This window comes from Exiguobacterium sp. NPDC077395, from assembly GCF_050269125.1.
Lineage (GTDB): Bacteria > Bacillota > Bacilli > Exiguobacteriales > Exiguobacteriaceae > Exiguobacterium > Exiguobacterium aestuarii_A.
The window spans coordinates 21,244-46,686 of record NZ_JBNNHU010000001.1 but is presented as its reverse complement, the minus strand read 5'-3'; the positions used below and the strand labels follow the sequence as shown (position 1 = coordinate 46,686).

The 25,443-nt window shown below is 47.6% G+C and carries 36 protein-coding genes; 9 read left to right on the top strand and 27 right to left on the bottom strand.

The genetic code is table 11. The annotated features are described in order from the left end of the window. Positions 1–26: 26 nt before the first annotated feature. The 5 genes from ACQKD4_RS00320 to ACQKD4_RS00300 form a co-directional block, all read right to left on the bottom strand. A complete protein-coding gene (locus ACQKD4_RS00320) occupies positions 27–209 on the bottom strand; it encodes a DUF6440 family protein (RefSeq protein ID WP_074035494.1) in 183 nt (60 codons plus the stop codon). Positions 210–423: 214 nt separating this feature from the next. Next, positions 424–762: a zinc ribbon domain-containing protein YjdM gene (locus ACQKD4_RS00315; protein ID WP_427372074.1), complete on the bottom strand. Its 339-nt coding sequence runs from the start codon at positions 760–762 to the stop codon at positions 424–426. 66 nt (positions 763–828) lie between these two features. Next, entirely contained in the window at positions 829–1,341 is a 513-nt protein-coding gene (locus ACQKD4_RS00310) for an N-acetyltransferase family protein (RefSeq protein WP_427372073.1), read from the bottom strand. 92 nt (positions 1,342–1,433) lie between these two features. Then, complete coding sequence (locus ACQKD4_RS00305) at positions 1,434–1,763, bottom strand: four-helix bundle copper-binding protein (protein ID WP_214694993.1); 330 nt, start codon at positions 1,761–1,763, stop codon at positions 1,434–1,436. Positions 1,764–1,844: 81 nt separating this feature from the next. After that, positions 1,845–2,456 carry a protein kinase family protein gene (locus ACQKD4_RS00300; RefSeq protein ID WP_427372072.1) on the bottom strand — a complete coding sequence of 204 codons (612 nt, stop codon included), beginning with the start codon at positions 2,454–2,456 and terminating at the stop codon, positions 1,845–1,847. Between the two features lie 147 nt (positions 2,457–2,603). On the opposite strand from ACQKD4_RS00300, the gene ACQKD4_RS00295 reads away from it, so the two are divergent. The 3 genes from ACQKD4_RS00295 (at position 2,604) to ACQKD4_RS00285 (ending at position 6,018) form a co-directional block, all read left to right on the top strand. Beyond that, positions 2,604–3,500 (top strand): aldo/keto reductase, encoded by an 897-nt coding sequence (locus ACQKD4_RS00295; protein ID WP_427372071.1) that lies wholly within the window; start codon positions 2,604–2,606, stop codon positions 3,498–3,500. Positions 3,501–3,787: 287 nt separating this feature from the next. Then, positions 3,788–5,053 carry a hypothetical protein gene (locus ACQKD4_RS00290; protein WP_427372070.1) on the top strand — a complete coding sequence of 422 codons (1,266 nt, stop codon included), beginning with the start codon at positions 3,788–3,790 and terminating at the stop codon, positions 5,051–5,053. A gap of 107 nt (positions 5,054–5,160) precedes the next feature. Then, on the top strand, positions 5,161–6,018 hold the full coding sequence (locus ACQKD4_RS00285) for a pirin family protein (protein WP_427372069.1): 858 nt from the start codon (positions 5,161–5,163) through the stop codon (positions 6,016–6,018). 39 nt (positions 6,019–6,057) lie between these two features. Here the strand turns inward: ACQKD4_RS00285 and ACQKD4_RS00280 are convergent, their stop codons facing one another. The 4 genes from ACQKD4_RS00280 to ACQKD4_RS00265 are packed head-to-tail and all read right to left on the bottom strand — an operon-like array spanning position 6,058 to position 7,716. Next, on the bottom strand, positions 6,058–6,357 hold the full coding sequence (locus ACQKD4_RS00280; RefSeq protein WP_214759938.1) for a hypothetical protein: 300 nt from the start codon (positions 6,355–6,357) through the stop codon (positions 6,058–6,060). A 4-nt stretch (positions 6,358–6,361) separates the two neighbouring features. Then, positions 6,362–6,835, bottom strand: coding sequence for a GNAT family N-acetyltransferase (locus ACQKD4_RS00275; protein ID WP_427372068.1), 474 nt, complete (start codon positions 6,833–6,835; stop codon positions 6,362–6,364). After that, a complete protein-coding gene (locus ACQKD4_RS00270) occupies positions 6,835–7,134 on the bottom strand; it encodes a hypothetical protein (protein ID WP_214785119.1) in 300 nt (99 codons plus the stop codon). The genes ACQKD4_RS00275 and ACQKD4_RS00270 overlap by 1 nt, the downstream gene beginning before the upstream one ends. 57 nt (positions 7,135–7,191) lie before the next feature. Continuing rightward, the gene (locus ACQKD4_RS00265) at positions 7,192–7,716 is read right to left on the bottom strand and encodes a GrpB family protein (protein ID WP_214785121.1); all 525 of its coding nucleotides are present in this window, start codon (positions 7,714–7,716) and stop codon (positions 7,192–7,194) included. Positions 7,717–7,866: 150 nt separating this feature from the next. Here ACQKD4_RS00265 and ACQKD4_RS00260 point away from each other — a divergent pair, with 150 nt between their 5' ends. Next, positions 7,867–8,412: a TraR/DksA C4-type zinc finger protein gene (locus ACQKD4_RS00260; RefSeq protein WP_427372067.1), complete on the top strand. Its 546-nt coding sequence runs from the start codon at positions 7,867–7,869 to the stop codon at positions 8,410–8,412. A gap of 44 nt (positions 8,413–8,456) precedes the next feature. On the opposite strand, the gene ACQKD4_RS00255 is transcribed toward ACQKD4_RS00260, so the two are convergent. From ACQKD4_RS00255 to ACQKD4_RS00245, 3 genes are all read right to left on the bottom strand, one after another. Then, entirely contained in the window at positions 8,457–9,440 is a 984-nt protein-coding gene (locus ACQKD4_RS00255) for a peptidoglycan DD-metalloendopeptidase family protein (protein WP_427372066.1), read from the bottom strand. Between the two features lie 163 nt (positions 9,441–9,603). Beyond that, positions 9,604–9,789: a hypothetical protein gene (locus tag ACQKD4_RS00250; protein ID WP_214759951.1), complete on the bottom strand. Its 186-nt coding sequence runs from the start codon at positions 9,787–9,789 to the stop codon at positions 9,604–9,606. Next, entirely contained in the window at positions 9,786–10,577 is a 792-nt protein-coding gene (locus tag ACQKD4_RS00245; RefSeq protein ID WP_427372065.1) for a GNAT family N-acetyltransferase, read from the bottom strand. The genes ACQKD4_RS00250 and ACQKD4_RS00245 overlap by 4 nt, the downstream gene beginning before the upstream one ends. A gap of 50 nt (positions 10,578–10,627) precedes the next feature. Here ACQKD4_RS00245 and ACQKD4_RS00240 point away from each other — a divergent pair, with 50 nt between their 5' ends. Next, positions 10,628–11,092 (top strand): GNAT family N-acetyltransferase, encoded by a 465-nt coding sequence (locus ACQKD4_RS00240; protein ID WP_427372064.1) that lies wholly within the window; start codon positions 10,628–10,630, stop codon positions 11,090–11,092. Here the strand turns inward: ACQKD4_RS00240 and ACQKD4_RS00235 are convergent. The 3 genes from ACQKD4_RS00235 to ACQKD4_RS00225 all read right to left on the bottom strand — a co-directional run bounded on the left by ACQKD4_RS00235 (position 11,081) and on the right by ACQKD4_RS00225 (position 13,049). Continuing rightward, a complete protein-coding gene (locus tag ACQKD4_RS00235) occupies positions 11,081–11,671 on the bottom strand; it encodes an NUDIX hydrolase (protein ID WP_427372063.1) in 591 nt (196 codons plus the stop codon). The two genes, ACQKD4_RS00240 and ACQKD4_RS00235, sit on opposite strands and share 12 nt — an antisense overlap. Further along, positions 11,668–12,672 (bottom strand): S66 family peptidase, encoded by a 1,005-nt coding sequence (locus ACQKD4_RS00230; RefSeq protein ID WP_427372062.1) that lies wholly within the window; start codon positions 12,670–12,672, stop codon positions 11,668–11,670. The genes ACQKD4_RS00235 and ACQKD4_RS00230 overlap by 4 nt, the downstream gene beginning before the upstream one ends. A gap of 68 nt (positions 12,673–12,740) precedes the next feature. Further along, entirely contained in the window at positions 12,741–13,049 is a 309-nt protein-coding gene (locus ACQKD4_RS00225; protein WP_214744984.1) for a hypothetical protein, read from the bottom strand. 144 nt (positions 13,050–13,193) lie between these two features. Here ACQKD4_RS00225 and ACQKD4_RS00220 point away from each other — a divergent pair, with 144 nt between their 5' ends. Then, positions 13,194–13,508, top strand: coding sequence for a hypothetical protein (locus ACQKD4_RS00220; RefSeq protein WP_427372061.1), 315 nt, complete (start codon positions 13,194–13,196; stop codon positions 13,506–13,508). A 73-nt stretch (positions 13,509–13,581) separates the two neighbouring features. After that, positions 13,582–14,367 (top strand): SDR family oxidoreductase, encoded by a 786-nt coding sequence (locus ACQKD4_RS00215; RefSeq protein ID WP_427372060.1) that lies wholly within the window; start codon positions 13,582–13,584, stop codon positions 14,365–14,367. 36 nt (positions 14,368–14,403) lie between these two features. Here ACQKD4_RS00215 and ACQKD4_RS00210 read toward each other — a convergent pair whose 3' ends face one another. The 12 genes from ACQKD4_RS00210 to ACQKD4_RS00155 form a co-directional block, all read right to left on the bottom strand. Continuing rightward, on the bottom strand, positions 14,404–15,198 hold the full coding sequence (locus tag ACQKD4_RS00210; RefSeq protein ID WP_427372059.1) for a GNAT family N-acetyltransferase: 795 nt from the start codon (positions 15,196–15,198) through the stop codon (positions 14,404–14,406). A gap of 39 nt (positions 15,199–15,237) precedes the next feature. Continuing rightward, on the bottom strand, positions 15,238–15,735 hold the full coding sequence (locus ACQKD4_RS00205; RefSeq protein WP_427372058.1) for an NUDIX hydrolase: 498 nt from the start codon (positions 15,733–15,735) through the stop codon (positions 15,238–15,240). Next, positions 15,732–16,799, bottom strand: coding sequence for a saccharopine dehydrogenase family protein (locus tag ACQKD4_RS00200; RefSeq protein ID WP_427372057.1), 1,068 nt, complete (start codon positions 16,797–16,799; stop codon positions 15,732–15,734). Before ACQKD4_RS00200 ends, ACQKD4_RS00205 begins: the two co-directional genes overlap by 4 nt. Before the next feature lie 40 nt (positions 16,800–16,839). Next, positions 16,840–17,319 (bottom strand): hypothetical protein, encoded by a 480-nt coding sequence (locus ACQKD4_RS00195; RefSeq protein ID WP_427372056.1) that lies wholly within the window; start codon positions 17,317–17,319, stop codon positions 16,840–16,842. Positions 17,320–17,415: 96 nt separating this feature from the next. Then, positions 17,416–18,045, bottom strand: coding sequence for an NADPH-dependent FMN reductase (locus ACQKD4_RS00190; RefSeq protein WP_074035419.1), 630 nt, complete (start codon positions 18,043–18,045; stop codon positions 17,416–17,418). Beyond that, the gene (locus ACQKD4_RS00185) at positions 18,042–19,034 is read right to left on the bottom strand and encodes a ring-cleaving dioxygenase (RefSeq protein WP_427372055.1); all 993 of its coding nucleotides are present in this window, start codon (positions 19,032–19,034) and stop codon (positions 18,042–18,044) included. Before ACQKD4_RS00185 ends, ACQKD4_RS00190 begins: the two co-directional genes overlap by 4 nt. A 27-nt stretch (positions 19,035–19,061) precedes the next feature. After that, a complete protein-coding gene (locus ACQKD4_RS00180) occupies positions 19,062–19,505 on the bottom strand; it encodes a MarR family winged helix-turn-helix transcriptional regulator (protein ID WP_427372054.1) in 444 nt (147 codons plus the stop codon). Between the two features lie 131 nt (positions 19,506–19,636). Beyond that, on the bottom strand, positions 19,637–20,068 hold the full coding sequence (locus tag ACQKD4_RS00175; protein ID WP_427372053.1) for a GNAT family N-acetyltransferase: 432 nt from the start codon (positions 20,066–20,068) through the stop codon (positions 19,637–19,639). Positions 20,069–20,079: 11 nt separating this feature from the next. Beyond that, positions 20,080–21,210 carry a tetratricopeptide repeat protein gene (locus tag ACQKD4_RS00170; protein WP_427372052.1) on the bottom strand — a complete coding sequence of 377 codons (1,131 nt, stop codon included), beginning with the start codon at positions 21,208–21,210 and terminating at the stop codon, positions 20,080–20,082. A 49-nt stretch (positions 21,211–21,259) separates the two neighbouring features. Then, positions 21,260–21,799 (bottom strand): DUF402 domain-containing protein, encoded by a 540-nt coding sequence (locus tag ACQKD4_RS00165; protein WP_427372051.1) that lies wholly within the window; start codon positions 21,797–21,799, stop codon positions 21,260–21,262. A 64-nt stretch (positions 21,800–21,863) separates the two neighbouring features. Further along, the gene (locus ACQKD4_RS00160) at positions 21,864–22,916 is read right to left on the bottom strand and encodes a DUF58 domain-containing protein (protein ID WP_427372050.1); all 1,053 of its coding nucleotides are present in this window, start codon (positions 22,914–22,916) and stop codon (positions 21,864–21,866) included. Positions 22,917–22,918: 2 nt separating this feature from the next. Further along, positions 22,919–23,839: an AAA family ATPase gene (locus ACQKD4_RS00155; protein WP_427372049.1), complete on the bottom strand. Its 921-nt coding sequence runs from the start codon at positions 23,837–23,839 to the stop codon at positions 22,919–22,921. Positions 23,840–23,932: 93 nt separating this feature from the next. On the opposite strand from ACQKD4_RS00155, the gene ACQKD4_RS00150 reads away from it, so the two are divergent. Together ACQKD4_RS00150 and ACQKD4_RS00145 are read left to right on the top strand one after the other, a co-directional pair. Then, on the top strand, positions 23,933–24,625 hold the full coding sequence (locus ACQKD4_RS00150; RefSeq protein ID WP_427372048.1) for a hypothetical protein: 693 nt from the start codon (positions 23,933–23,935) through the stop codon (positions 24,623–24,625). A 73-nt stretch (positions 24,626–24,698) separates the two neighbouring features. Beyond that, positions 24,699–25,439: a hypothetical protein gene (locus tag ACQKD4_RS00145; protein ID WP_427372047.1), complete on the top strand. Its 741-nt coding sequence runs from the start codon at positions 24,699–24,701 to the stop codon at positions 25,437–25,439. Positions 25,440–25,443 lie beyond the last annotated feature (4 nt).

The window sequence follows — 25,443 nt, the reverse complement described above, 5'->3', positions numbered from 1 at the left end:
TTGTATGGATTCTATACTCCACGATTTCACGAAGTCGATTTCGGCTTCTCAATGACGACTTTTCCATGTTCATCTAAGAGAGGCGTCATTCCACTCAATCCTAAGCCGCTAGTCATCAAATAGTGAACGCCTGTATAGCTATCCACGACAATTTTTATAATTCCACCACTCATATGCTGTTTTGACTTCAATACAAATCGTTGTCCCACGAAATGTCTTCCTCCTCTTTTTCGATTTAGAATGTCTTCATCATCATCTCATATCTACATAAAGCACATACTATTTTTTACCATTCCAATCATTCTAAGAGTTCATTTACATCCTTACCTTGATTACATACATCATTACGATAAACAAAAGTTTACAAAAAAGACGAACCAAGGCGCATTTCACGCCCCAATTCGTCGACAGTCTGACGTTATGTTAGATTTTCTTCACGAACTCTGACTTCAGTTTCATCGCACCTAGACCGTCGATTTTACAGTCGATATCATGGTCACCGTCCACAAGTCGAATCCCTTTTACTTTCGTTCCTTGTTTGACGACAAGCGATGTGCCTTTCACTTTCAAATCCTTGATGACAGTGACAGTATCTCCATCTTGAAGTGGATTTCCGTTCACGTCTTTGATTTGAGATGCGGCTTCCGCTTCGGCTGCCTCGCTCGGTGACCACTCATAGGCGCACTCCGGGCAGACGAGCAGGGAACCGTCCTCATATACATAAGACGATTGGCATTTTGGGCAATTCGGGTACTCGTTCATACATTTTCCTCCATTCGATTCACTCGTTTCAGTATATCGTATGGAGTGGCACCCTTTCTAGACGGTTCATCCTTCCGTAGGTGACGCAGGACCTTCTAAATCGAGTTGATAAAACGATAAATCGAGCCATTTCCCGAATTTATACCCGGCATTTCGAATCGTTCCTGAATGTACGAATCCAACTTTTTCATGGGCACGGATGCTCGTCACGTTCGACGCATCAATTCCACCAATCACAGTCTTCATCCCTCTCGCTTCTGCGATACGGATGATTTCCTTTAATAATTTGTTGCCAATTCCTTTCCCGCGATAGCCAGGGTGTACGTACACGGAATGCTCGACCGTGTAGTGGTATGCAGGCCACGGGCGGAATGGCCCAAACGTCGCAAATCCCATGACGACATCATCCTCAACCCACACGATGATCGGATAGTCTTGTTCTTTCTTCTCTTCATACCAGGCGACTCTGTTCTCGAGCGTTACCGGTTCATAATGATAGACAGCCGTGCTGTTCACGATTGCGTCATTATAAATATGTAAAATCATTTGAAGATCGTCTCGCCGACAGTTGCGAATCATACCAACACCTACTTCTCGTTTTTTTCATTATACGAATCCCCTCTTCAAAAGACACGAAAAAAGTGACCGGTCCCATCGACCGATCACTCAGATTATGCTGCTAGGCGGTCACACATCGAGGCGCATTCTGCACAGACGCGTGCACATTCCTGACAATGCGCGTGTTTATGTTTCCCACACTCTTGTGCACAGGCTTTGCAGATGACCGCACACGCTCGAGCAAGTTCTGGGACAAATGCCGAGTCACGCGTCATTGCCTCGGCGAGAAACGCACAGGCCGCGGCACATTCACGGTCGAGCCGGATACAATCGACCATCATCTGTACATCTTTTTCCTCTAGACAGGATTCCAAGCAATAATTACATGTCTCCACGCATTCGTGGAGTGTTTCGAGTTCATTCGCATAGATTCGATGAGCCATTCGTCATTCCCCTTTCACTTCTCCTTTGGATTTGGACACGTTACTCATGTTCCCTAATCGACAAAAGAAAAACGACCCAGATCAAACATCCGGATCGTTCACGAGTTTACGGTACAAATAAGCGATTCGATTAAGTAAGGCCTCATTATACTGTTTCGGCATGAAACGATAACGATAGAGACGATACATTCGCTTCAAGTCTTCCCATTGATGGTCGATTTGTTGTCCTTGTCTAAAGCGTGCCAAATCAATCAAGAAAATCTGTCCGTTCGGGGTCAAAATAATGTTTCGCAAATGGACGTCCGATGGGGTCAATCCTAACAACCGTGCTTGACGAAGTGCTTCGTCCACGATTTCGATATAAGACGGGTCAATCCAGATGCCCTCTGTCAGACACTCAAACAGCGTCTTCCCTTCGATGTAATCCATGACTAAATAAGAGTCACCCGCTTCATAACAAGTCGGAAAATAAGGAAGCCCTTTTAGCTTTTCATAGATGGCTGCCTCTTCGATTGCGATTTGTTCGTATCCCGGAAAGAACACTTTAATGACGCGGTCCCTTTCTTTTAAACGAAACACGGCCGCACTGCGTCCAATCCCGTGTAACTGAAGCTCGGGGTGCATCGCCATTACCTGAAACGAGTCACCCACCCGTTCGAAGGTGACGTCCGCATATGGTTTATAGTCACTCATCTGTCACGCCTCTTTCCTGTTTCTCTTCTTTATCATCATAGCGTATACAAGCTCATTTGACGTTAAAACTGCTCGAGAGGTGGCAAGTGACTCGCTTTCTTTGAAGACGTATAATGAAAAGCGACTGACAACCAAGGAGGAGTTATTATGCAACGCATCGCTTTAACAGAAGAATTATCATTCTCACGCGTCATCCATGGAATGTGGCGACTCGCTGATTGGGATATGACCCCACAGGAACGTCTCACGTTCATCGAACAATGTCTCGAACTCGGTATCACGACGTTTGACCATGCAGATATTTATGGCGGTTATACATGTGAAGGATTATTTGGGGAAGCGTTAAAACTAAAACCTGAACTCCGTGACCAAATGGAGATTGTCACAAAAACGGGTATCAAATTGACAGGATCATTCAATCCGGGTCAAACGCTCAACTATTATGACACGACAAAAGAACATATCATCGCGCAAGCGGAGCGTTCACTAAAAGAACTCGCCATCGATCACATTGATACATTATTGATTCACCGCCCAGACCCACTCATGAACCCGGATGAAGTCGCCGAGGCCTTCATTACGTTACGTGATAGTGGGAAAGTACGTGAGTTCGGTGTATCCAACCACGTGCCGGCCACACAAAACTTGCTTCAATCACGTCTCCCGTTCCAACTCGTGACGAACCAACTCGAGCTCTCTCCGATGCAATTGAAACACTTTGAAGATGGAGCGGTTGATCTTTGTCACGAAAAACGGATGCCACTCATGGCTTGGAGCCCACTCGCAGGAGGGCAACTTTTCAAAGACGAACAGTATGCACCTCTTCGTGAAAAGCTCGAGGAGATTCGTGCACGTCACAATGCGAGCGGAATCGACTCGATTGTGTATGCATGGCTCATCAAACACCCTGCGAACATCATGCCAATCATCGGATCAGGAAAAATCGAGCGCGTTCAAACAGGTGTCGACGCACTTCAAATCGATCTCACGCGTGAAGAATGGTTTGAAATTTTGAAGGCAGCACGCGGTCGAGATGTTGATTGAAGGGAACTTCATCAAATAAATCCCATTGGATTCTAATCTGATGATTTAGACGAAAAATTGCTATTTTTCGAATCTGCTTTAAATCAACGTTTTTTCGTCAAAAATCGACACGGCAAAAAAAGGTTAAAAGTAAAAATAAAACATAAATGGTTTTATCCCCCGTCCAGTTCAAGTTGGACGGGTTTTTTAATTTTTTTTTAAAATAACACATTAATTTTCCTAAGACTAAAGTCACAAAAAAATGGTGCTAGAATGGTGAAAGTGATTCATCGAAGGAGAGTACCGATGTGAAAAAGTACCTGATTTTCAGTACCCTCGTCATCCTATTTTTCTTATTCGGATGCGAGGAAGAACGCGCACTCCGACTCCAACCTGCCCCAGAATATTATCAAGGACGTGCCTTGTTACCGAATGGACAACAAATCGAAATGCCAGAATCCGATCGCGCATTGATCATCGAATTGTGTCAACCAGACAATGCAGTTTCGACAATCCCGAGCGGCGAGAGACATTGGCTTGGAACGGTCACGCTGACACAGCCATTAACAGATGTCGCCACATCATCCGCGTTCCCGACGGCCACATTGTTTACAGTCAATAATGAATCGTACGTACAATGTCAGCTAGACTCGATTACGTATGTCACCAAAACAAACAATCTTCCTGAAAGCTTACATGATGTCCAATATACAGCAGACTCTTATCCAGATATCGCAAAGATTCGCTCTGCCGAACCGCATGAATATGAACACTTTGCTGAAGAGATGAAAAAGCCGATAGGTAATGAGCCCTATCCAGAACGAACCGGAATCGAACATACCCTCTTCCATATCACGATGCCGTTTAACGGAGAATTTGAACTGACATTGACATCGTCAGAAGGAGAAGAGCGTCTGATGATTCCGATTGATGCATCACGTCATCCTTATCTGTCAGTAGGTCTCGGGACAGAGCAATCGGATGATACGTTACAATATGCGATTTACACCAGTTCAGATCAAAACGATTATCAAACGGTCTTACGACCGAAAGATGGTCATATGTCACAGGTATTCGGTGCGAAGGCAGCATCTCAATTGCCATCTGTTCTTATACCCGGACACAGCTATCCACTGTATAGTTTTACGTACATGAAAAACGGAACGGCGCACCGTCAGCTCGTCTCCATCACGTATCATCAACCAGAATTAATGGATGGAGAGGAATTAAATAAACAGATTCATGAAACGTTAAGCGGTGAACGCCATGCCCTGTTTCATGAGTTAGCGCTTCTCGGTACAGAGTCAAAAGACGCCTCGTTTTTACAGCATGTCGGAACAGAAGAAGTAGACTTTCTCTTCCGTGCGATTGAACAGGCGAATGCGACATCTCACGCAGGAACACCTGCACCCGTTCCTTATTTGACACTGTTTCAAGGTGTATGTGCCCAAACGTTTGACGTGAGTTATGACGGTAACGACGTCTATGTAACGAATGCAGAGACAGGGGCCCACTTTAAACTGTTACGTGAGGACGCCATCAAGTGGCATAACCTGTTCAAAGACAATAGTTGATTCGGCAGATGCCAAGCGCATCTGTCTTTTTTGCATATCCATGAGGCAAATTAGACCCTAACGAAAACGTTTTTTGGGAAAATAAAAAGAGAAAGGAGTGAAATGTGATGACTAATTCATTTGTTAGAGATGTCGACAAGCATTGGCGCGTCAATTATCGCCAAAACGGATATCCGCACGTTCAACAAGGTTGGGTATTACCCCCTGAACAAAAAGAAGCGTTCGACCCCTTCATTTTGATGGCCGAAGACTGGTTCAAACGAGGAACGTTTTCCGATCATCCACATCGTGGGTTCCAGACGATCACATACGTCATCGACGGGCGTCTCGAACACATTGACAATCATGGAGGACATTCAATTTTAGATGCTGGTGATGTCCAATATATGAATGCCGGATGGGCGGCTCGCCACGCTGAGGAAGCCGTCGATGATGACCTTATCCATACCCTTCAATTGTGGTTGAATTTGCCGAAGTCACTAAAAACGACGACGACCTCTTATCAAAATGTGTATGTCGAAGACGCGCCGGTTGTTCTGATTGATGGTGGGCAGCTTCGTGTCTACTCTGGCGAAATCGCTGGTGTGAAAGGACCGATGGAGAGTCTCGTTCCAATCACGATGACCGAAATATGGTTGAAAAAAGGGAGTGCGTACGAACATGTCCTTCCCGCGAACCATAACAGCTTCCTGTATGTCCTAGCAGGATCTGTTGAAGTCGGGACGTCCAGTACCCCGCTCGATAAGACGGATGTGGCGACACTGACGTTTGATGAAACGTCCGATGCGATGAGTAGCCTTCACCTCCAAGCGACAAGCCGCACACGCGTCCTCATCTATTCGGGAAAGCCGATTCGGGAAGAGTATATCGCGCACGGTCCTTTTGTCATGAGCACCGAAGAAGAGATTCGCCAAGCCTTCCGCGACTATCACAGCGGCGGCTTCGGCCCTCCAGCCGTCAAATAAACAAAGGGAGCATCTCAATTTGCGAGAGCTCCCTTTCGTTCATTTTTCCGGTTGTAGTACGGTTTGTTGTGTCGGAACGTGACCGATTGGTACAGTACGCTCCACGAGGACGTAACGTTTACCTTCGACTTCGAACTTGCGGTCCCCAAGGTAGTGGGCAGCCTTGCCGTCTTCATATAGCTTCGCCAAAATCGCAGGCACGTATTCTTCTAACTTCGTGTAATGCTCATCGAGGGTCATGACGATATTTCCCCCTTTATATCCGAGCCAGTAACTATAAAAGAACCAACCTAATGAAAGTACTCCGAGAATTCCTAATCCAATTGTGATCCATTCCATTTGCTCATTCCCCCAATGCTTTCATGACAATTTGACGCTTCGGAACGAATCCGATCTCGTCATAAAAAGAGGCCGCTTCGCTGTTGATCATCCAATAGTCCAACTCAATCGACTTAAATTGGTGATCACGTGCCCATTGCTCAATCCACTGCATCATGCGTCGTCCGTATCCTTTGCGCTGATACATCGTATCGATGCTGATGTGATGTACATATACCGTTCGAACTACTTGGCGAAACGCGGTCGCCTCACTCACTTTCTCCTCGAACCATATGTAGCCGACAGGGGTTGCTTCTACTTCCATCACCATGAAATGATGATTCGGTCTCCCTACCAGCGTTAGAAAGGCTTCATACATCTTCTCTTCCTCATACTCTGCAAAGTAATCTGAATTCATGCGGACGTGATGCTCATGAATGGAACGATTTAATCGAGCGATGAGTCGGGCATCTGTTGTTGAGACGAACACGCTGTCCATCAACCGTTAAATCCTGTGTGATTCCGATCTTCTATCACACCATGTGGTTTTTCAGTCCCATGCAACGTATGCTCTTTCGAAGTCGAAGTCCCTTTCCCTTCTAGGCGACGTTGAAGCGGACGGGCCAAGAAGTAACCCATAAGAAGCGAAATCGGCAACACAAGAAAAAATGAACCGAGTACCGTCAACATATACCCTTTATCTGTATCCCCAGCGATCATCCGGAGGACGAAGAATAACCCGACGAATACGAGTGCAGCCAAGGAGTATTCCACGCATTTTCCAAGAAACCATTTCATATGAGATCTCCCCCTTCAAGGTTTGATGTATTATACGACGATTCCCACAAAAAGGTTTCACACGCCATGATTTTCTTTATACCACTTCGTCGCCAGTCGTTCCGTTTCGATGATCCACTCATGTTTTCCTTGGATGTAGCCTTCCATATCTTCCGGATGTTGCGCTGCGAGCTGCAACTTCAACTCTCCATACGCATCGCGCACTTCAGGGAATGTACGCAAGTAATCCCGGAAGGCGAGGTGTCTCAAGACATCTGGATTCCCTTCTTCAAACACATGTACGTGAACTGTCCGCTCCTCTTCGCCTTTTCGAAAATAGCGACGCTTTGGAATACCGTATTCACCGAGCCCTCGATACCCGAGCGCTTCCATCCGTTCCGTATACGCATCAACTCGTTCGATATCCCGTACGACAGGCATCATATCGATGATTGGCTTCGCCGCGAGTCCTTCGACCGAGGTGCTCCCGATATGATGAATCGCAACGAGCTCTCCTTCAAACAATCGGCTCAACTTCCCTGCCTCTTCTTCAAATCGGTGCTTCCACTCCGGATGATATGCGACCACTTCGACTTTTCGCATGATTCGTTCCTCCTCACTAAAATCCATATGCTCTATTGTCATCATACCCTTTTCCCCTCTCGACATGATGGATTCCACGTCAAAAGGTTTGTGCGCAAATAAAATGGGAAACCTTATATTAATGACTTGAGAACTGGAGAGTGAATCAATATGTTGACTGCAGAACAAATCGAAACGTTTAAAAAACGTCTGTTGAAAGAGAAAGCAAGAACAGAAGGTTACATGGATAACCGAGAAGAGACGTATGATGAAGGCGAGCTCTCTCATTACGATAATCACCCGGCCGATTCCGGTGAAGAACTCTTTTTACGAGAACGCGACCAAGCGCTCAACGAGCTCGACGAAGAGTTTTTAAGCGATGTCGATAAAGCACTACTCGCCATCCAGAACGGTACGTATGGTCAATGTGAAGTGTGCGGGAAAGACATTGAACTCGACCGGCTAGAAGTCATCCCGGAAGCCACGTTATGTATCGAACACGCTCGTGCACAGGAAGAAGAAGAGCACGAACATGAACTCGATCGACCGGTCGAAGAAGGCGTATTGAACCCGAACGAGACGGCTCGTCGCAAAGAACTGGACGGAACAGATGAACCCGGTCAAAAGACGGACGCCTTTTCACAAGTTGAAGATTACGGCAGTTCGGATACGATTGCCGATAGTGAAGGCAACCACGATCCGACACGCGAACAATGAAAAATGCCCTGACCTCGTTTACGAGGCTCAGGGCATCTGTCTGATTAAAACGTTGCTTTCACTGGAGAAGCACCACCAAGGCGCTCTGCCACTTTCATCGGATTGACGGCATTTCCAGCTGAACTAGCTGAGAAATTGTAGTTCCCTTTATGAATTTCAAAGTGTAAGTGTGGACCTGACGAGTTGCCCGTGTTTCCGATTTGACCAATCGGTTCACCTTGACGCACCGTCTGACCTTTTTTCACATCGACTTTATGCATATGGGCATAGACCGTCGTCCATTTCTGGCCATCTACGTTATGCTCAATTTGAATATGGTTTCCATAAGGTCCACTTGAGCTGACTTTTGTGACTTTTCCAGCTTCTGCTGCGTAAATCGGTGTACCTGTTTTAGCGGCAATATCAAGACCGTTGTGGAACGTGTATCCGAACTGTCCGCTTGCTGCACCGAACCCTTGTGAGAGACGTCCTTCTGCCGGCATCAAGAACCGATCCGGCGCCATCGCTTCATACTGTTTTTTCAAATCACTTAACTGATTCGTTTGTTTCTTATATTGTTTCGACTTCTCGTCATATGCCGTCTTCACATCTTGACGTGTCGCTTCGATCTGTTGTTGCTCTTCTTTTAATTGTTTCAACGATTCATTTGCTTTTTCTTTCTTCTCAACGAGTGCTTGATGCGCTTCTTCTGCTTCAGCAGCCTCCGCTTTCGCACTCGGTAGAACAGAAGATACGACTTTCGCAAAGAGCGACTGTTCTGTCGGAACGAGTTCCTCTTCGACCGCTTCTAATTCTTCAGAAGTGCCTTCAATCTTGTCACGCAATACTTCCGCGTTTTGATTGACTTCATCCAACTTTGACTGGATTTTTTGAATGGCTTGTTTCGTTTCTTTGACTTGTTTCGTAGTTTGTTGGACAGATTTCTCCGTTTGAACGAGGTCTTGCGGGGTCATTTCGTTAGCGGATGCGGTTTGTCCTTGGAACAAGAGTACGCCGACACCTGCTGTCATGATCAGTTGTTTCCACATATATATAATAAACCCTCCAAATTGATACATTCATGAACTTCAAAAAAGCTACATATGCGAATATACCACTGGGGGTTAAACATTTCAATAAATGAAGTTTTTCATTTTCATGTCATACATGACAGGACGATGTGATATTTTCAAGCATTACTTCACAAGGATTTCACTTGCGTTTTCTCGTATAATATCCAGCAAGGACGATGCCGATGACTGACAAGATGGTCAGTCCAACCCCACCTGTTAGCAACAAATTCACCGTTCCTGGCGAGAGATTCGTCGTCAGTGCGATGATGGTCGCTGTATTTCCTAACATCAATCCGATGATACAAACAAGTAATAATCGCTTCATCGTTCGTCTTTCACCATTTCAAACTGCGAAATGTCATCTTGTACAAATCCTAGTCGGCGTGCCGCTTCTATCCATTTAGGACGGTCGGACGTCAAAGTGAGGTGAAGTGGGGATCGGGTCGCAGCCGCGCGCAATAACCATTCTGCATCTTCAGCGTGACCAAAAACATCAAGCAATACATGATCGCGGTATAACAAAAATCCTTCTCGCTCGTCTTCGACCACTTTCACAAGTTCCGCCTCCTGTTGAGTCACGCGCACATCGCGTTGCCAAATCGGAACATGTTGAGCTGTCGGGTATAGTCGGTCGAACAACGTTTGAATCGGTTCCGAAGTCATGTGAGCAGTCGTTTCAAGTGGTACCGCCTGAAAGTAATAGATTTCACGTGTCGTCTTATATCCAAGTTGATGATAAAGCGACAACGCTGCATCGTTCCCTTGAATTACTTCAAGCAAACGAGTTCCTTTGGCGTCCTCTTCAAATCGTTGCATCAACTCGGTCGCAACGCCTAATTTCCGAGCGTGCGGGGCGACAGCAAGTCCGCCGCAACGCGTCTGCCATCCTGAATCGAGATACGCAATCCCACTTAATACGACGCCGACCGGCTCTTCCCCGTCATAAGCGACGATGGAACGGGACGGCTGATTTTGGTCTCGTACGAGAAAGACGTCTTCAAACGTCTGCTCATCGAATTGGAACGGAATGATATAATCAGAAAAACCAGTCATAAACGCCCGATATAAATCTCGCACAGGCGGGTTTTGACGATATGTAAGTTGTGTAGCCATATAATTCCCCTTTACTGAATGAAATGAATAACGCCCGAAGGAGACGCCTTATGAACATCACATTAGAATATCGAAATGATACGCATCGACCGATTCTTGATACGTTCACGTTGCCGACGGACCAAGAAAAGTATACAACCCTTCCAAAAGATATGGACGACCCACTTCCTGATGACGTTCATCCGATTGTTGTCGTCGAACAGAAGCCGGTCGGCATGTTTTTACTACATGACAACAAACGAGTCGCTTCTTACACGGACGAACCACATGCGCTACTCTTCTCGGCTTTTGCCATCAATGATGCAGATCAAGGCAAGGGGTACGCAAAAGCGGCACTCCAGGAACTTCCGAAGTTTGTACAACAGCATTTTCCTCATATCCGTGAAGTCGTATTGTCCGTCAATCTAAAAAATGATGTGGCGTTTACACTTTATACGACAAACGGATGGGTCGATACCGGACGTCGAATCGGTGGACCGATCGGCGAGCAGCGAATTCTCTCTTTATCGATTTGACGCATCGATTCGTGCCAACCCCTCACATATATGTTGCCAATACGTCAGACGATGCGGAACTAAATCGGCTTGTGTGATTTGAACGAGATGGTTCGTCATGATGGAGTTTCCTTCAATCGTACGCAATCGTCCTTCCGTGAGCGCCATCAGCTCGTCCCTGTGAACAACCACGACGTCCATCACTTCCCTGTCGTCAAAAAGGAGCGGTTCGTCTTGATAAGCGTAGCTATACGTATATGCAAACTCACGATCGAGGAACCCGTCCAGTTCAATCACGTCTTCAAATATTCCAAGAGCTGTGAGCTGTTCGAACGTCAATGACAGTCCGAGTTCTTCTTCAATTTCACGAATACCATCAATGAACGTCTCGTTTGAAGCGAGATGTCCCGCTGCGGTAATGTCATATTTCCCGGGAAAATCCTGTTTCTCCATACTTCGGCGCTGTAGATAAACAAATTGATCTTTCCAGAACCAGCAGTGGAATGTCTCATGCCAATCCCCGTCTACATGAACCTGCCCCCGTTCTTTCTCTCCTCTTTTTTGATGATTTCCGTCAAAAATCGTGAGGTATTCTTTCATGATGACACCCCATCTTCTAAAAATCGGATCGTTCCATTCGTCGCATCCAATTCGACCCGAATGCCAATCGGGAAGACGTGTGATGGGAACGTATGACCAATATCGACATTCGTCAAAATAGGGATGTTCGTGTCGCTGATGACTTCAAGCAACAAGTCGTTGAACGAGAACGGAGCCGATTGATCTTGGAAATGCTCATGCTTGCCGATAATTAGACCCGAAATCTCATCAAATACACCAGCGATTTTCAACATGCTAAGCGAACGTTCTTCTTCAGCCATCGTTTTGAACGAGTCTTCCAGGAAAAGAATCGCCCCCTTCAAATCGGGATAATAGTCCGATTTGAAGAAACCTGACATCGTATTCAAATTCCCGCCAATCAATGTGCCTTGTGCCTTTCCATCCCTTAGTGGTACCCATCCTTCATTCGGTTGGAAGGTTTTGATACGTTGCTGCGTCGACCAATCGAGCATCTCTTCGGTCCACTCTTTCGGCACGTCCAAATCGAACGGGGCAGTTTTCTCCAAACTGAGGATATCTCGTACGTACTGGGACCCTTTCTCGAACATCCCACCATACTCGCCGAATGATGGTACGACAGCCGGTCCGTAAAACGTGACAACCCCCGTTTTGGCGTAACACGCCATCAAGATTGCTGTCACATCACTATAGCCCATAATGATTTTAGGATGGCGTCTTAATTGCTCATAATCGATATAGGGGAGTAACGAGTTCGAATTCGTTCCTCCAATCGTACTGATAATCGCTTTCACTTCAGGGTCATGCAAAAACGCATTCAGTTCGTTCACTCGATTCTGAATGGAGGATGACCGATACCCTTCTGATTCATATGTACATGTGCCTTCTTTCACCTTGAACCCCATACGCTTAAGCTGATTGATCCCTCGTTGATAACGCTCCTCAAACTGCACGGGTGCTGGAAAAGAAGGCGTGATGATCCCAATTGTATCTCCGTTCTTTAACTGTGGTGGTGCAATCATCATTTCCACTCCATTTCCTGTAAACATCGTTATGACCGCATTATACCGTAGGAGTGGTAAGTCAGGCTTCAAAATAAATCAGGGTCTTCCGATAATGTTCTTACTTTTCGGACTTTCGTCGGTCGCCCCGTCCAGCCGAGCGCCACGAAGAAAAAGGCACCTAGGAGTAAGCCGAATAAAACGGTCAGCCCTACTTGAACCCCGATAAATCCGTACTGTTCTCCTAGCTTCACAAGTAAAAGTGGCGCAAACAGACAGGTCATACTTAAGGACAAGAGCCCTCCACGTACTCGTCGCCCCGCATTGCCGATAGTAAACCAGCCAAACGTGATCCATACACAAGCAACAAATCCTAGCGCCGCAACCATCATCCACATTCGCCCGCACCTCACCTTTTCGTTTTTCTTTCTATTCCCCATTTTTCTTGAGATTCCTACTATTTTTTCAAGTAATGAGAGAATTTCCGGGTAAAGGTAAATTAGACAAGATGCGATGCCGGACAATGAAGGAGTGGGTTGCGCATGAGTGCACGGTTAACCTTTGCCCTAGCCTTTCTCGGTCTTTTTTTAATCGTCATGTATTGGATGAGTACATGGAATGACAATGTGGTCGAAGGCCAAATTGAACGGGTCGACATTCCTCAGCTATTGATTGAATCCACCGAATCCTCAGAAGAAGTCACGCTGCGCGTCATCTTAATTAACGACCAAACCGAGGTAACGGGCATCGTCAATAGCGTACAAGGATTACAAAGCGGTCAGCTCGTCACCATCGAGGTCATCCCCACGGAGTCCAACTTGAACATCGCACGGACAATTGAAGTCATATCGCCATGATTTTCTGAAATGAAGCGTAACTTTTCCAGAACTGTGGAATATGAGAAAGAGTCATGATAAAGGAGTGATTGGATTGATTTCAAATAAATTACTATCTGGAAAAGTAGCGCTCGTCACCGGTGCAGCTTCCGGTATCGGACGTGCCACCGTCATTCGCTTCATTCAAGCGGGTGCAAAAGTCGCCATTCTCGACTTGAATGAAGAAGACGCGATGCGTCTCGCAAGTCTCGTCGGAGAGGAACGGGCCATCGGAATCAGCGCCGATGTTGCGGATGAAGCCGCGATGAAAGAAGCGTATGCACGGACGATTGAACGGTTCGGACAAATCGATATCGTCTTCGCGAACGCCGGGCGAAACGGGACTATCACACCGATTGAACACTTGTCCATTGAAGACTGGAATGGTGTCGTGGAGACGAATCTGACGGGAACGTTTTTGACCGTCAAACATGCCATTCCTCATTTGAAAGAGAATGGTGGCAGTATCATCATCACTTCATCGATCAACGGCAATCGCTACTTTAAAAACTTTGGTTTCAGTGGCTATGCGACGACGAAAGCAGGTCAGACCGGATTTGCGAAAATGGCAGCTGCCGAGCTCGCGCAATTCGGAATTCGCGTAAATTCGATTTGTCCTGGAGCCATTGATACGAATATCGACGATTCGACCAATCGAGATGACGCATTGCTCGAAGAAATCGTCATCCCTATCGAGTATCCGCTCGGCAACCAACCGCTTGCTGGAAAGTCCGGTGCTGCGAAACAAGTCGCTGACGTCGTCTTATTCTTTGCGAGCAACATGTCAAGCCACGTCACCGGTTCTGAAGTATACGTTGACGGTGCTGAATCTCTCCTTTAATTCAAAAAACAGGTCACCTCACATGAGGTGGCCTGATTATTTAAGGATTGGACTTTTCATGACCGCCTTTTGATAAAACGGTTGAAACCCGAGTCGTTCCATATTTCGTCCCGAGGCGGAGTCGACCTTCGTCGTCACCGTCAAGACGTCACATCCAAGCGCTTTCGCCTCGGCGATTCGTTCCAAAATCAGTTGCGTCTGGTAACCTTTTTGACGGTAAGACGGTACGGTACTCGTTAGAAACAATTCCCCGATTCCGTCTTGCGTGGCGAGAATCCCACCCGCTACGACAGCGTCCGCTTCTCGTACGAGATAAGCGTGATTACTCGGTAGCGCATAAAATCCTTTCGCCGTATCGACCGTCTCTTGAAGAATCGTTCCAGATTCGGCAAATCCGGCCGCAATCGCGTGCGCCCATTCATGGAGCGTCTCATCTTGCACCTTTTCCACTTGATTCGAAGAAAGCGGTTCGTCATATTGTGCGAGATCTAACGTCCATACGTCTAAGAAGTGATCGAGCGTATAGTTACGCTCTTGCAGTAAGCGTAGTAAGGAATCGTCTGCTAACGGACAAACTTCGATATGTAGTCGGGACACATTTTTTCCACGCACCCACTTTTCCATCTGGTGCAGGTCGTAAAAGCTTGTCGGTCGATTGAGTCCGAATCCGACTGCAAAGCTCATATTCCCCATTTTGAACACGTGCCCCTTACCTTCTACGTGTAATTCCGCACCTTCATAGGGAGGGGTTTGTTTGCGGTGTCGAATATAAGCAGACGTTCCCTCTGCTTTAATGCTTTCGATGCGTCGTGCCAATTCTAAACGTTTCACTTTGTTCCCTCCCTTGCTTTTCATGTTGAGTGTAGCATATCACGTTCGAATCAAGTGACCGTACTTGATCAACCGCTCTTTGACAGTAGGCACGAGTTCAACAGAATCGAGCACCGTGTCCCACTCCTCTAATCTCACATCGACCACTTCATCGGTTTGTAAGGAAAGTTGATCTACATCAATCGGTTGCTCGCTCGTGTAGACATAAACATCTAAGAAGTACGTCCCGCGCTTGATTGTCGTCACGAAACGCAACTGTTCGGGGTCGATGATTAACCCTAATTCTTCTTGGAGTTCACGGACCGCACCTTGTCGACTCGTCTCACCCGTTAAAATCGAGCCGCCCGTGCCTTCCCAAAGAAGAGGATACTTCTTATCGGGATGGCGCTTCGAGAGTAACAATTTACCATCCGCATCAAATGTGAATACTTCGATGACCGTGTGAAACGTATTCGGATCCAGTTCATCCCCGCGAAAATGCGTTCGTCCGAGCGGTTGCCGATTTTCGTCTAGTAAATCCCATGTTTCTCGGCTCATGGACGAATCTCATCAATCGTGAATGAAGACGAACCTTGGATCTCTTCGATGAAATGTGATCCAAACAACATGGCCGGTGTGAAACTTCCCGCAAGCATCCGACCGGAGCCGAGCAATCGATTGACGACGGCGAGTGCACCGTAAACAGTGAAGGCATACGTACTCGCCGTTTGGATGCGAACGACGATCTTGCGCCCCTCCTCATTTGTTGCCTCGCCCCATACATACGTCGAGGTTTTTTCACGTTCGGCTTCATTCGGTCCCGATACGTTCTCATCGACATAACGGAGCAATCGTTCCTGCACCGCCTCTTTTCCAAGAATCGGGCTGAACCAGGACAAAGCGCGTGCCACATAAGCTGCCGCTGTCGGCACCGGCACCCACGTCGTAATATTCGGGATGTCCGTCGTATAGTAGGCGGTCGAAACGTCTCCCCACGGAATCGCAATCGCGGTGCGGCTTCCTCGTCCAAAATCAATCGTTCTGCGTTTTGCCCCGATTGGGAACGGTGATAACTTTCCGTTCACACGTTCCACGCTACTCGATCCAAGTCCACGAACAGCTGTCTTCATCGTTCCTGGTGAGATGCCACCTGCCGCCGAAAATCCGAGAGCGAGTGATGTCGCATCGGGTAAGAGTTCCTTTAATTTTCGTGCGACACAGTCGGTCGGGATGACGTCAAATCCAACACCGGAGCATAAAATCACACCACGCTCTTTGGCTTGAGCCGCTCGCTGTTTAGAATGGACATATTCGAACACGTCGATTTCCCCGGTAATGTCTAAATAATGTGTGCCCGTTTCCAGACATGCCTCGATCATCACTTGACTCGTATCCGTGAACGGACCCGCACAGTGAAGAACTAAATCCACATCGCGAAGCGCCTTGATTGCCGCCTCACGACTTAATGCGAAAATCGATGTCTCGCAGTCGAGCTCGTCTCCGAGTCGATGAATCTCCCGACCAGTTCGCCCCGCAAGAATCGGACGCAATCCGTCACTGACGGCCTGACGGGCAATCAGTTCCCCTGTATATCCATTCGCCCCGTAAATCATCCATCTCATGGTTACCCCTCCTTATGTAAGGTTGTCCTTGTTCGTTTCCCTAAATCGAGTTGAATCGAACGAAAAAGTCTTGAACGACCCCAATCAGATACACACTTCCCATCACGACAAGCAAACACCCGATTGGGATGAAAAGACTTTTGATGGCAGCTCGTTTTGTCACGTCCATTCGATTCATCAATCGACGATCGATCAGGAAGAACAAGATGGCTGCGAGAAGACTCAGCCATGACAAGACGAGCCCAAATAGAATATGTAAAGCGAACGAAGTGAACAACTGTATGCGTTCCGAACTGAATCGCTTTGCGACCCAATCGCTAAACCACGATGTCACGACACCATATGTAAAAATGATGGGAAAACTATATGCCATGTAAATCGTACACAATAAAAGAAACCCAGATAGGCTCTCTAAAAATGAAGTTTCCACAAGGGTTTGTTGCGAAAATTCAACGATGCTTAACACAAACGCATAGATGGGTACGGTCCAGGAAGCCGCGATAATTTTTCGTGTCATCATCGAATCCCTCCTTTCTTTCCATTCTTCTTCACTTTAGCGCAATCAACTTGAAAACGCACAAAAACCAGCCTGAATTCAGACTGGCTTCGCGATTTGTTAATTGTTTGCAACTTCTCCGGCTTTCGTACGGACCGATTGCATCGCTTCCGTCCACGGAAGGAGTTGGTCGAGCATGTCGTTGACCGATTGTGCTTGCACATCTTTCGGTGCGAAATGCGTGCCGTTCTCGAAGTCCGTGAAGAGTGAGAGGGCAGGATGGACACGTACGTGAGCGATTGACAATTCGCTCAAGATGCCACGTAAATGTTCCGTTGCCCGTGCTCCACCGACAGAACCGTATGAGACGATCCCAGCTGCTTTGTTGTTCCATTCGACGCGTAAGTAGTCGAGTGCGTTTTTAAGAGATGCTGAGATGGAATGGTTATATTCTTGGACGATGAAGATGAACCCGTCCATTTGCGCAATTTTCTCCGACCAGGCCGCTGCGCCTGATGCGTCTTGACCAGCTTCACCGAGAAGCGGTAAGTTATAGTCTGCGATGTCGATGACTTCATAGTTGGCATCGCCACGTTTGTCGGCGAGTTCTTTCACCCATTCCCCGACTTGTGGGCTGACGCGACCTTCACGAGTTGATCCGAGTACGATTCCGATGTTTAACATAGTAGTTCCTCCTTGGTTATGTTGTGATTCATCTGATTTTCCAAACAAACGATTCAAGAAACTCATTTCATGCCCTCATATTCTTTCTCAAATGTTTTCGTGCTTCTGACCGTATCGATTGGTCGTACCATCGCCTCGATTTGCGAACGTTTCGCTTCGAGGAACGGCGGGAGTGACAATTTCTCACCAACCGTCTCATACGGCTCATCTCCCATGAATCCAGGTCCGTCCGTCGCCCACTCAAACAAGATTTGCGGCGCGACACGTGCATAAGACGATTCAAAGAAGAAGCGGTCGACATAGCCAGAAGTCGGCAAACCGAACTGTTGGAGACGTGCTGTCCATTCATCGAGGACGCTGCGGTCTTCGACACGAAATGCGACATGGTGCACGGTACCGAACCCTTGACGCGCTTGTGGAGATGTCTCGTCATGAATGACGATCACTTGCGCTCCGTTTCCACCTTCACCTCCTTCAAAGAGATACACATCACCTTCTCGCCCGATCTCTTTAAATAGCATCACTTGCTCCATCACTTGTTTGAAATACGTGATATCGGCGATACGAATAAAGATGGGACCGAGGCCCGTGATCGCGTATTCAAGTGGGACTGGACCGTTTTTCCACGGTTCGCCCGACGCAATGCCTTCGTTAAACTCATCCGAGATGAGTTGATACGCCTGTTCGTCGAAGTCGATGAACGAGAGCGTCTTCTTCCCGAACTGTTCTTGAATCCCTTCATGTTCGACACCGAGACGGTCGAAGCGGCGGACCCAATACGTCAACGCTTCATCTGTCGGTACGCGGAACGACGTCTTCGCGATCTCATTTGTCCCATGCTTGCCTTTCGGGATACCTGGGAAGTCGAAGAAGGTCATGTCTGTCCCCGCGTTCCCTTTATCGTCCGCAAAGAATAAGTGATACGTTTGAATGTCGTCCTGGTTGACCGTTTTTTTCACTAAGCGCATCCCAAGAATATGGGTGAAGAAGTCATAGTTTTTTTCGGCACTACTTGTAATCGCCGTGACGTGGTGAATTCCTTTTACGTGGTTCATCGTTCTCTCTCCTTTTATATCTTGATTTCAAGATACATGATTAAAATTTTTTGCGGCTTCTGCCCGCTTCCCAATTTGTTTCAACTGTTCAATCGTTTCTGTCAGAGATAATCCTTCAAATAATGCATTCATATGCTCCGTGTGCTTCGGAAAAATATCTCGCATCAAGTGCTCTCCGTCATTCGTTAACGCAGCATATGTGATGCGGCGATCACTCGGACAAGCTTTTCGGACGAGATATCCTTTCTCTTCTAACCGGTCCACGACGTACGTCATGCTGCCGCTCGAGAGAAGGATTTTCTTTCCGATGACTTGAATCGGTTGATCCCCTTTATGATATAAAAACTCGAGTACCGCGAACTCGGTCGCGTTTAATCCGTAAGACGCCACTTCCTGCTTCACCAGATCTTGTAATGACTGAGAGGCGCGTAACAGCACAGTAATCGTTTTTAATGCATCAGATGGTTCCATCTGTCTCCCTCCTTTGTCCAAGAGAGTCATTAACTTAAATTCAAATATCTTTAATTCGAGATAAATATATCATGTGAGGATTTTGCCGTCAATCGATTTGATTCAAAAAAATAAGACGGGATTCCCCCGCCTTATTCTCCTCGACGAATCACAGCCATCTCACGACCGAATCGGTGTCCTTCATCAACGAATCCTAAGCTTTCATATAAGTGATGCGCCGCATCGTTCTCAGGATGATACCCGACGACGATTGATTTCCCTTCGCCGATTTCTTCAAGCATCAGCTCTGTCGCTTGTCGACCGATTCCTTTGCCTTGATGGGCGTGGTCGATCATGATGCGGTAAATCCACCATGCATCCAACTCTTCCGGCTCCGTGTTGTACATGAGGAAGCCGACCATCGTTTCTTCTTCATAAATCGCGCGCGGGCGTAGCGTCGGTTCGTACATCGCTTGAAGTAGCGAAATCGCATTCGGCTCCATATATGTTTGTTGTTGTTCACTCAGTGCCAAGTGACAGCATGTATACCAATTTTGTGCATCGATCGGACGTAATGAAATCATGTCATTCTCCTTTATTCGTATGTTTCGTTTAAATTCCGTGCGTAGAACGCGATGGCACGACGGTACCTTGCGATGCTTTCATCCGGTTTTGGACTAGCAAGCAGCTCGAGTAACGCGCCCATCCCTTCTTCATGACGGCCGACGTTATAGTGGGTCATCGCCTGAAACACTTTGAGCGCCCCATGATTCGGGAAATGTTCGATTGCCTCTGCAAATAACTGCTCCGCTTCCTCGTATCGACCAAGTGCCCGATACGTGCTACCGAGTCCGAGATACGATTCCGCCAACTCATCTCCGGTCAATCCGAGTCGGATGGCCCGCTCATAATGCGGTACCGCTTGACGTTCTTCACCGAGCGAGTCATAACACCATGCACAGTATGCATGAAGTCTAGCATTCTTCTCATCCTTCCGTAAGAGCGATAAGAACAGTTGCTTCGCCTGCTCGAGCTGTCCCTCTTCACGGAGACGTACTGCTCGATTAAACTCATTTTCTTCTGTCACGTCGGTCACCTCCTGAGCGAAATCTTGGTCTAACCATGATTGGAGCGCTTCATAATACTTGCCAATATGCACCCCATCGACGAGTGCGTGGTGGGCTTGAACGGATAACGGCATCCTTAGACGCTCGCCTTGACGTTCAAACTTGCCCCAGGCGATGCGCGGGACGCTGTCATGTTGTTGCTGATGCGTCGGGTGCATGATGCTTGTGAACGTGACCCACGGCACACTCGTGATATACAGTAAGTCGTCGGGCTCGTCATCCCCAACTACGACTTCGTCAGCAGCTTGCTCCATCCGCGTCGTCACTTCCTGTAAGAACGTCGGTAAATCTTCACTGAACGTGGCCGCACAAAAATTGAAGACATCTTCGTCTAACATGACCGTGAACGACGGGTGGACCACCTCGTGTTCGATGACCGCTTCACCACGTATCCGATAGCGCAATTCCGGAATCGCGTTCGCCGCTTTCACCGCACCGTACAAAAAGAGTTTGAAGAACGATTGATCGCTTGCTTTCGCATATGTATAGAGATTTGTCACATCTACGTTCGCCGTCACATTAAAATGCGGCTCGTCAAACGCTTTGAAAAACTCAAAGTTTTTTCGTCGTGCCCACGTCTCGATTTCAATTTCTTTCATAAAAACTCCCCCTCCTACGCTCTTACTGTAGCAGAGAGAGTGAATCCACTCATAGCTTTTGTTTTAACTGTTCGTAATGTCCTTTTGCCAAATCAAAGTAGACGAAGTCTCCACGTTTGATCCGTTCGAGCGTCGCTTCAAACTCACGCCATCCCCGCTCGACTTGTTCAGGTGTCAATTCGCCGTTCTCGGTCGCCTCTTCGAACTCATCCTCATCCTTTTTGACGATGTCCCCATTCGGAAACACGAGAATATCGAGCAACAAGTCGTCCATATACGGGATGCCATCCTCTTCGCCGATCCGGTCGACGAGGTCGATATACCACTGCACGATTTCACCATCTGGATTGAACATGACCGTCACACCGAACGGTTCATTGTCCGGGAAATATTGGAGCCAACTAAAACCAGCATCCGCCACAATAAATTCTTCCCCTTTGTGCATCTTATATTGAGGTGCTCGAACCTCATCGATTTGGAATAAAGCAACCACCCCGGAAAATTGTTCCGTCTGAACGCGTTCTTGCGCATAACGGTTCTTTAAAATCCGTTCCCAGTCTCGTCGATTCGCATACTTCCGTTTTGCCATATGCATCTCTCCCTTTCGGTCATCTCTGTATGGTACAGTTCGCCAGAAGAAGGAAAGTTCCTTGTTAGTCGTACAGGTTATGCTGATTGAACCAGACGAGATGGCTTTGTTTCAAACGTTTCCGTTCAACCATTCGGACGAACGCGTCTGTCGAGATGAAGCGGTTCCCGGGATGAAGGTCGGCCAGCATCATGAGGATGAGGCGTGTCCCCCGTTCCCCTTCCTGGAGGGAGATATGCTCCATCTTTCCTTCACCATTGAAACGGTTGATGAACAGTTCGACTTTACACTCTTCTTTTAAGAGTCGGGTCGTCACATACGCGACTTGGCTGATGATCGACTCGAAGTCGTGATGCAATGTGTAGCCGGACGGACCACTCAAATCGACTGCGAACGTGAACGTATCGAGTGATGTCTTTTGAAAGACTTTGGACTGGACCCGACCAAGTTTTGCCGTCGCGACCCAGTCAATCTCCTTGACCGGTTCCCCTTCGTAAGGCTTCGACCCTAGAACCTGTAACGGATTCCGTAAAGGTGATGCGGTCAAAGGACGGTCACCGAGTGCCAATCGTTTCGTGCCGACCGGAGGATGTAACGTGAGGGACGGCAGCACCGTCCACCGTTTCTCGATGGGACACTCAAGCAAATACGTTCCGAGATGAAACGGGAGCGTCACAGCGAGTACACACTCTTCGATATAAGCCGGTCCCCGAAATTCGGCCTGAACACGAAGCACGTGACGGGCCTGATCCGTCCGTAACGTCATATCTAAACTATTTGGGGAACGGTCGTGGTCTGGAAAGCTGAGCGCTGTATTGGATTTCATCCGAACACGAACGGGAAGACCGAGTCGTTCGACGGTTTCACTTCCGTCTAGCATCACCTGCACTTCCGTCTCATCCCCGACGAACAGAAGAGACTCGTGCGTATGTATGTGAAGACGAAGTGCTCGTTCCAACTGTTTCCGTGTCCGTTCAAAGAACCAGACGATGCCCGCAAGTAAACAGAGAGCATACCCGACAATCTCCATGTACGGGACAAATACGAGAATCACTCCGGCGAATCCGTAGACCGGAATCCATTGTTTCTGTAGGGCGTTATGTGTCGAGAACGTCATCGTCAACCCTCGACCGGCACAGAAACGGTGTCTAAGATGTAACGGATGATGTCCTGTTTCGTCGATTTGATACCTCCTTCAAGCGTCAACGTCAGGCGATGGGCCAATACATAAGGTGCCACGGCTTTCACATCTTCTGGAATGACATACAATCGATTGTGGAGATAGGCGTAACTTTGAGAAGCCCGCATGAGCGCGATGGCTCCGCGTGGACTGACACCGACCTCGACGGATTGGTGTTCTCGTGTCGCATGGACGAGCCCGAGTAAATAATCGAGGACGTCATCTTGAATCGATACTTGCTTCACTTCATCTTGGGCGCGGCGTAACTTGTCTAACGTCGCGACCGCCTCCACGGTTTTCCGTGTTTGGCGCATGACTTGTAAGAGGAGCTCCCGCTCTTCCGCGACATCAGGGTAACCGACCGGAATCGAAATGAGGAAGCGGTCGAGCTGGGCATCCGGTAACGGGAACGTCCCGGCCGATTCAATCGGGTTTTGCGTTGCGATGACGAAGAATGGTTTCGGCATCGGATACGTCTCTCCCCCGATGGAGACTTGCCGTTCTTCCATCGCCTCGAGCAAGGCGGACTGCGTCCGTGGAACCGCTCGGTTGATTTCATCAATCAAGACGATGTTCGCAAAAATCGGTCCTTGTCGATGGTCGAACGTCTGTGTCTGCATGTTGAAATAATCTGCGCCAATCACGTCAGACGGTAATAAGTCGGCCGTAAACTGAATCCGTGAAAACGCGCCGTCAAAGCTAGCTGCAATCGTCTTGGCAAGTAATGTTTTCCCCGTACCTGGAACATCTTCTAAGAGAATATGCCCTTCCGCGAGTAACGCGGTACAACAGAGGCGTACGACATCCTCTTTGCCTAAATACACCTCGTTCAACTGTTTGATGACCTGCTCCATGCCCATATGATGACCTCCATTTTTTGTCTTAATCAAACTTTACCTTTTTATGGTAAGATAAACAACAAATAGTCTGAAAATTCAAAAGGAGGTATCCTCTTGCGCTGGACGAACAAATTTCTTCTCATGATTGCCACCATACTTCTCGTCACCTTTACAATGATGGTGGTTATGACGAGTGTATTCGAATGGCTCTATAATCCGGAAACCATACCGGTCGAGGAAAATAACAGTCCTCCGACTGATCTCCTATCAGATGACGATGATGGAATTTTAATTGGTGAATCCAAAGCAGAATACCCGTTTGAATTGGATCCTCGAAAAGGAAAAATAAAACCTCTTGAGAGATTTACGGGCTCTGGAGAGTCCACACGACGAAATCTCGGGTTATTCGTCGCTTTGCTTGCGCTCGGTTGCCTGTCCTTTTATATCTATCTAAAACGGAAACGACGTGTGGTTCGCGCACGAGATCATGTTGATTCAAACGCAGACCCGCTTGTCGAATCGCTACAACACGAAAACGCTTCGTCCGTTTCGACGCTCACAGCGTTCACGAACGTCCCGATTCGCGATGCACTGATCGCATTCAACCAATCTCTCGTACCAGTCAAGCGATTGCGTGCTCATGAAACACTGCAAGAGTGGTTCCGACGCATCGATTTACCGATGAACCCGTCCGTTTATCATGCGGTCCGCTACGGCACATCCTCAGGCGTGACGATTTCTGAAGAAGACACACTCCACTTTAAGAGCACACTCGATCACTACGCGACACGTCCTCACCCCGAGTGAGAATGTGCACAGGTTCTACTTTTCATTCATGAATGATAAAATGGTGGAAAATGTCAGTTAAGGGGATGAAATCATGAGACGATGGGCGATATTCGGATTAGGTGCACTTTTACTCACAGGTTGTACGGATACGGTGGCAGACAATCCGATCCCGATCGAATCACCCGATGAACCCATCACTGAATGGACGCGCGAAGACTTTAAAGACGTCTATGACCAATATGAACAAACACAACCGCTCCTCGCTGCGCTCGAACAACAAGGCATCAAACCGTTCCGCGAGACGTTTGAACGCGTCATCATTGCCGGAAACGGGCTTGAGCACACATATGCAGATATTTATCCGTTCAAACTCGATGACGGGACGTATGCCACGGTATTCGACAGTCAGAACGGGACGTTGATTAACGGTTCCGAATCGGTCGCTCCGCTGTTTTGGCAAGAGGAGTCTTTTCTTCAGTATGTCGAAGAGATAGAGAATCGAAAATTCGGAACGAGTGCCCCGCCTACCGACGTCATCCTTACGCAGGATGAATTTCAATCCGTCTATGACCGCCATGCGTACACGTCAGCCCTTCTCGTCGAACTCGATGAAGCGGGTGTCGAACTGGCACGGGAACCAATCGACGATGTGATTATCGCCGGGAATGGCGTGACCGAAGTCACTGCCGACTTGTTCGTGTTCGATGTCGAGAGCGGGTATGCCATCGTATATGATCAAGATGGAGAAATTTTAAAAGGTCCCGAGTCCATCTCACCGCTCTTTTGGAACGAGAAGGACTATGAGGACCTGTTAGCCAAGAATGAGGGGTAATTCC

What these genes read in the sequence shown, in the direction of transcription:
- ACQKD4_RS00315 (WP_427372074.1), bottom strand. Translation starts at nt 762, where the DNA reads ATGAACGAGTACCCGAATTGCCCAAAATGCCAATCGTCTTATGTATAT.
- ACQKD4_RS00310 (WP_427372073.1), bottom strand. Translation starts at nt 1,341, where the DNA reads ATGATTCGCAACTGTCGGCGAGACGATCTTCAAATGATTTTACATATT.
- ACQKD4_RS00305 (WP_214694993.1), bottom strand. Translation starts at nt 1,763, where the DNA reads ATGGCTCATCGAATCTATGCGAATGAACTCGAAACACTCCACGAATGC.
- ACQKD4_RS00300 (WP_427372072.1), bottom strand. Translation starts at nt 2,456, where the DNA reads ATGAGTGACTATAAACCATATGCGGACGTCACCTTCGAACGGGTGGGT.
- ACQKD4_RS00295 (WP_427372071.1), top strand. Translation starts at nt 2,604, where the DNA reads ATGCAACGCATCGCTTTAACAGAAGAATTATCATTCTCACGCGTCATC.
- ACQKD4_RS00285 (WP_427372069.1), top strand. Translation starts at nt 5,161, where the DNA reads ATGACTAATTCATTTGTTAGAGATGTCGACAAGCATTGGCGCGTCAAT.
- ACQKD4_RS00280 (WP_214759938.1), bottom strand. Translation starts at nt 6,357, where the DNA reads ATGGAATGGATCACAATTGGATTAGGAATTCTCGGAGTACTTTCATTA.
- ACQKD4_RS00275 (WP_427372068.1), bottom strand. Translation starts at nt 6,835, where the DNA reads ATGGACAGCGTGTTCGTCTCAACAACAGATGCCCGACTCATCGCTCGA.
- ACQKD4_RS00270 (WP_214785119.1), bottom strand. Translation starts at nt 7,134, where the DNA reads ATGAAATGGTTTCTTGGAAAATGCGTGGAATACTCCTTGGCTGCACTC.
- ACQKD4_RS00265 (WP_214785121.1), bottom strand. Translation starts at nt 7,716, where the DNA reads ATGCGAAAAGTCGAAGTGGTCGCATATCATCCGGAGTGGAAGCACCGA.
- ACQKD4_RS00260 (WP_427372067.1), top strand. Translation starts at nt 7,867, where the DNA reads ATGTTGACTGCAGAACAAATCGAAACGTTTAAAAAACGTCTGTTGAAA.
- ACQKD4_RS00255 (WP_427372066.1), bottom strand. Translation starts at nt 9,440, where the DNA reads ATGTGGAAACAACTGATCATGACAGCAGGTGTCGGCGTACTCTTGTTC.
- ACQKD4_RS00250 (WP_214759951.1), bottom strand. Translation starts at nt 9,789, where the DNA reads ATGAAGCGATTATTACTTGTTTGTATCATCGGATTGATGTTAGGAAAT.
- ACQKD4_RS00245 (WP_427372065.1), bottom strand. Translation starts at nt 10,577, where the DNA reads ATGGCTACACAACTTACATATCGTCAAAACCCGCCTGTGCGAGATTTA.
- ACQKD4_RS00240 (WP_427372064.1), top strand. Translation starts at nt 10,628, where the DNA reads ATGAACATCACATTAGAATATCGAAATGATACGCATCGACCGATTCTT.
- ACQKD4_RS00235 (WP_427372063.1), bottom strand. Translation starts at nt 11,671, where the DNA reads ATGAAAGAATACCTCACGATTTTTGACGGAAATCATCAAAAAAGAGGA.
- ACQKD4_RS00230 (WP_427372062.1), bottom strand. Translation starts at nt 12,672, where the DNA reads ATGATTGCACCACCACAGTTAAAGAACGGAGATACAATTGGGATCATC.
- ACQKD4_RS00225 (WP_214744984.1), bottom strand. Translation starts at nt 13,049, where the DNA reads ATGTGGATGATGGTTGCGGCGCTAGGATTTGTTGCTTGTGTATGGATC.
- ACQKD4_RS00220 (WP_427372061.1), top strand. Translation starts at nt 13,194, where the DNA reads ATGAGTGCACGGTTAACCTTTGCCCTAGCCTTTCTCGGTCTTTTTTTA.
- ACQKD4_RS00205 (WP_427372058.1), bottom strand. Translation starts at nt 15,735, where the DNA reads ATGAGCCGAGAAACATGGGATTTACTAGACGAAAATCGGCAACCGCTC.
- ACQKD4_RS00200 (WP_427372057.1), bottom strand. Translation starts at nt 16,799, where the DNA reads ATGAGATGGATGATTTACGGGGCGAATGGATATACAGGGGAACTGATT.
- ACQKD4_RS00195 (WP_427372056.1), bottom strand. Translation starts at nt 17,319, where the DNA reads ATGATGACACGAAAAATTATCGCGGCTTCCTGGACCGTACCCATCTAT.
- ACQKD4_RS00190 (WP_074035419.1), bottom strand. Translation starts at nt 18,045, where the DNA reads ATGAGTTTCTTGAATCGTTTGTTTGGAAAATCAGATGAATCACAACAT.
- ACQKD4_RS00185 (WP_427372055.1), bottom strand. Translation starts at nt 19,034, where the DNA reads ATGAACCACGTAAAAGGAATTCACCACGTCACGGCGATTACAAGTAGT.
- ACQKD4_RS00180 (WP_427372054.1), bottom strand. Translation starts at nt 19,505, where the DNA reads ATGGAACCATCTGATGCATTAAAAACGATTACTGTGCTGTTACGCGCC.
- ACQKD4_RS00175 (WP_427372053.1), bottom strand. Translation starts at nt 20,068, where the DNA reads ATGATTTCATTACGTCCGATCGATGCACAAAATTGGTATACATGCTGT.
- ACQKD4_RS00170 (WP_427372052.1), bottom strand. Translation starts at nt 21,210, where the DNA reads ATGAAAGAAATTGAAATCGAGACGTGGGCACGACGAAAAAACTTTGAG.
- ACQKD4_RS00165 (WP_427372051.1), bottom strand. Translation starts at nt 21,799, where the DNA reads ATGGCAAAACGGAAGTATGCGAATCGACGAGACTGGGAACGGATTTTA.
- ACQKD4_RS00160 (WP_427372050.1), bottom strand. Translation starts at nt 22,916, where the DNA reads ATGACGTTCTCGACACATAACGCCCTACAGAAACAATGGATTCCGGTC.
- ACQKD4_RS00155 (WP_427372049.1), bottom strand. Translation starts at nt 23,839, where the DNA reads ATGGGCATGGAGCAGGTCATCAAACAGTTGAACGAGGTGTATTTAGGC.
- ACQKD4_RS00145 (WP_427372047.1), top strand. Translation starts at nt 24,699, where the DNA reads ATGAGACGATGGGCGATATTCGGATTAGGTGCACTTTTACTCACAGGT.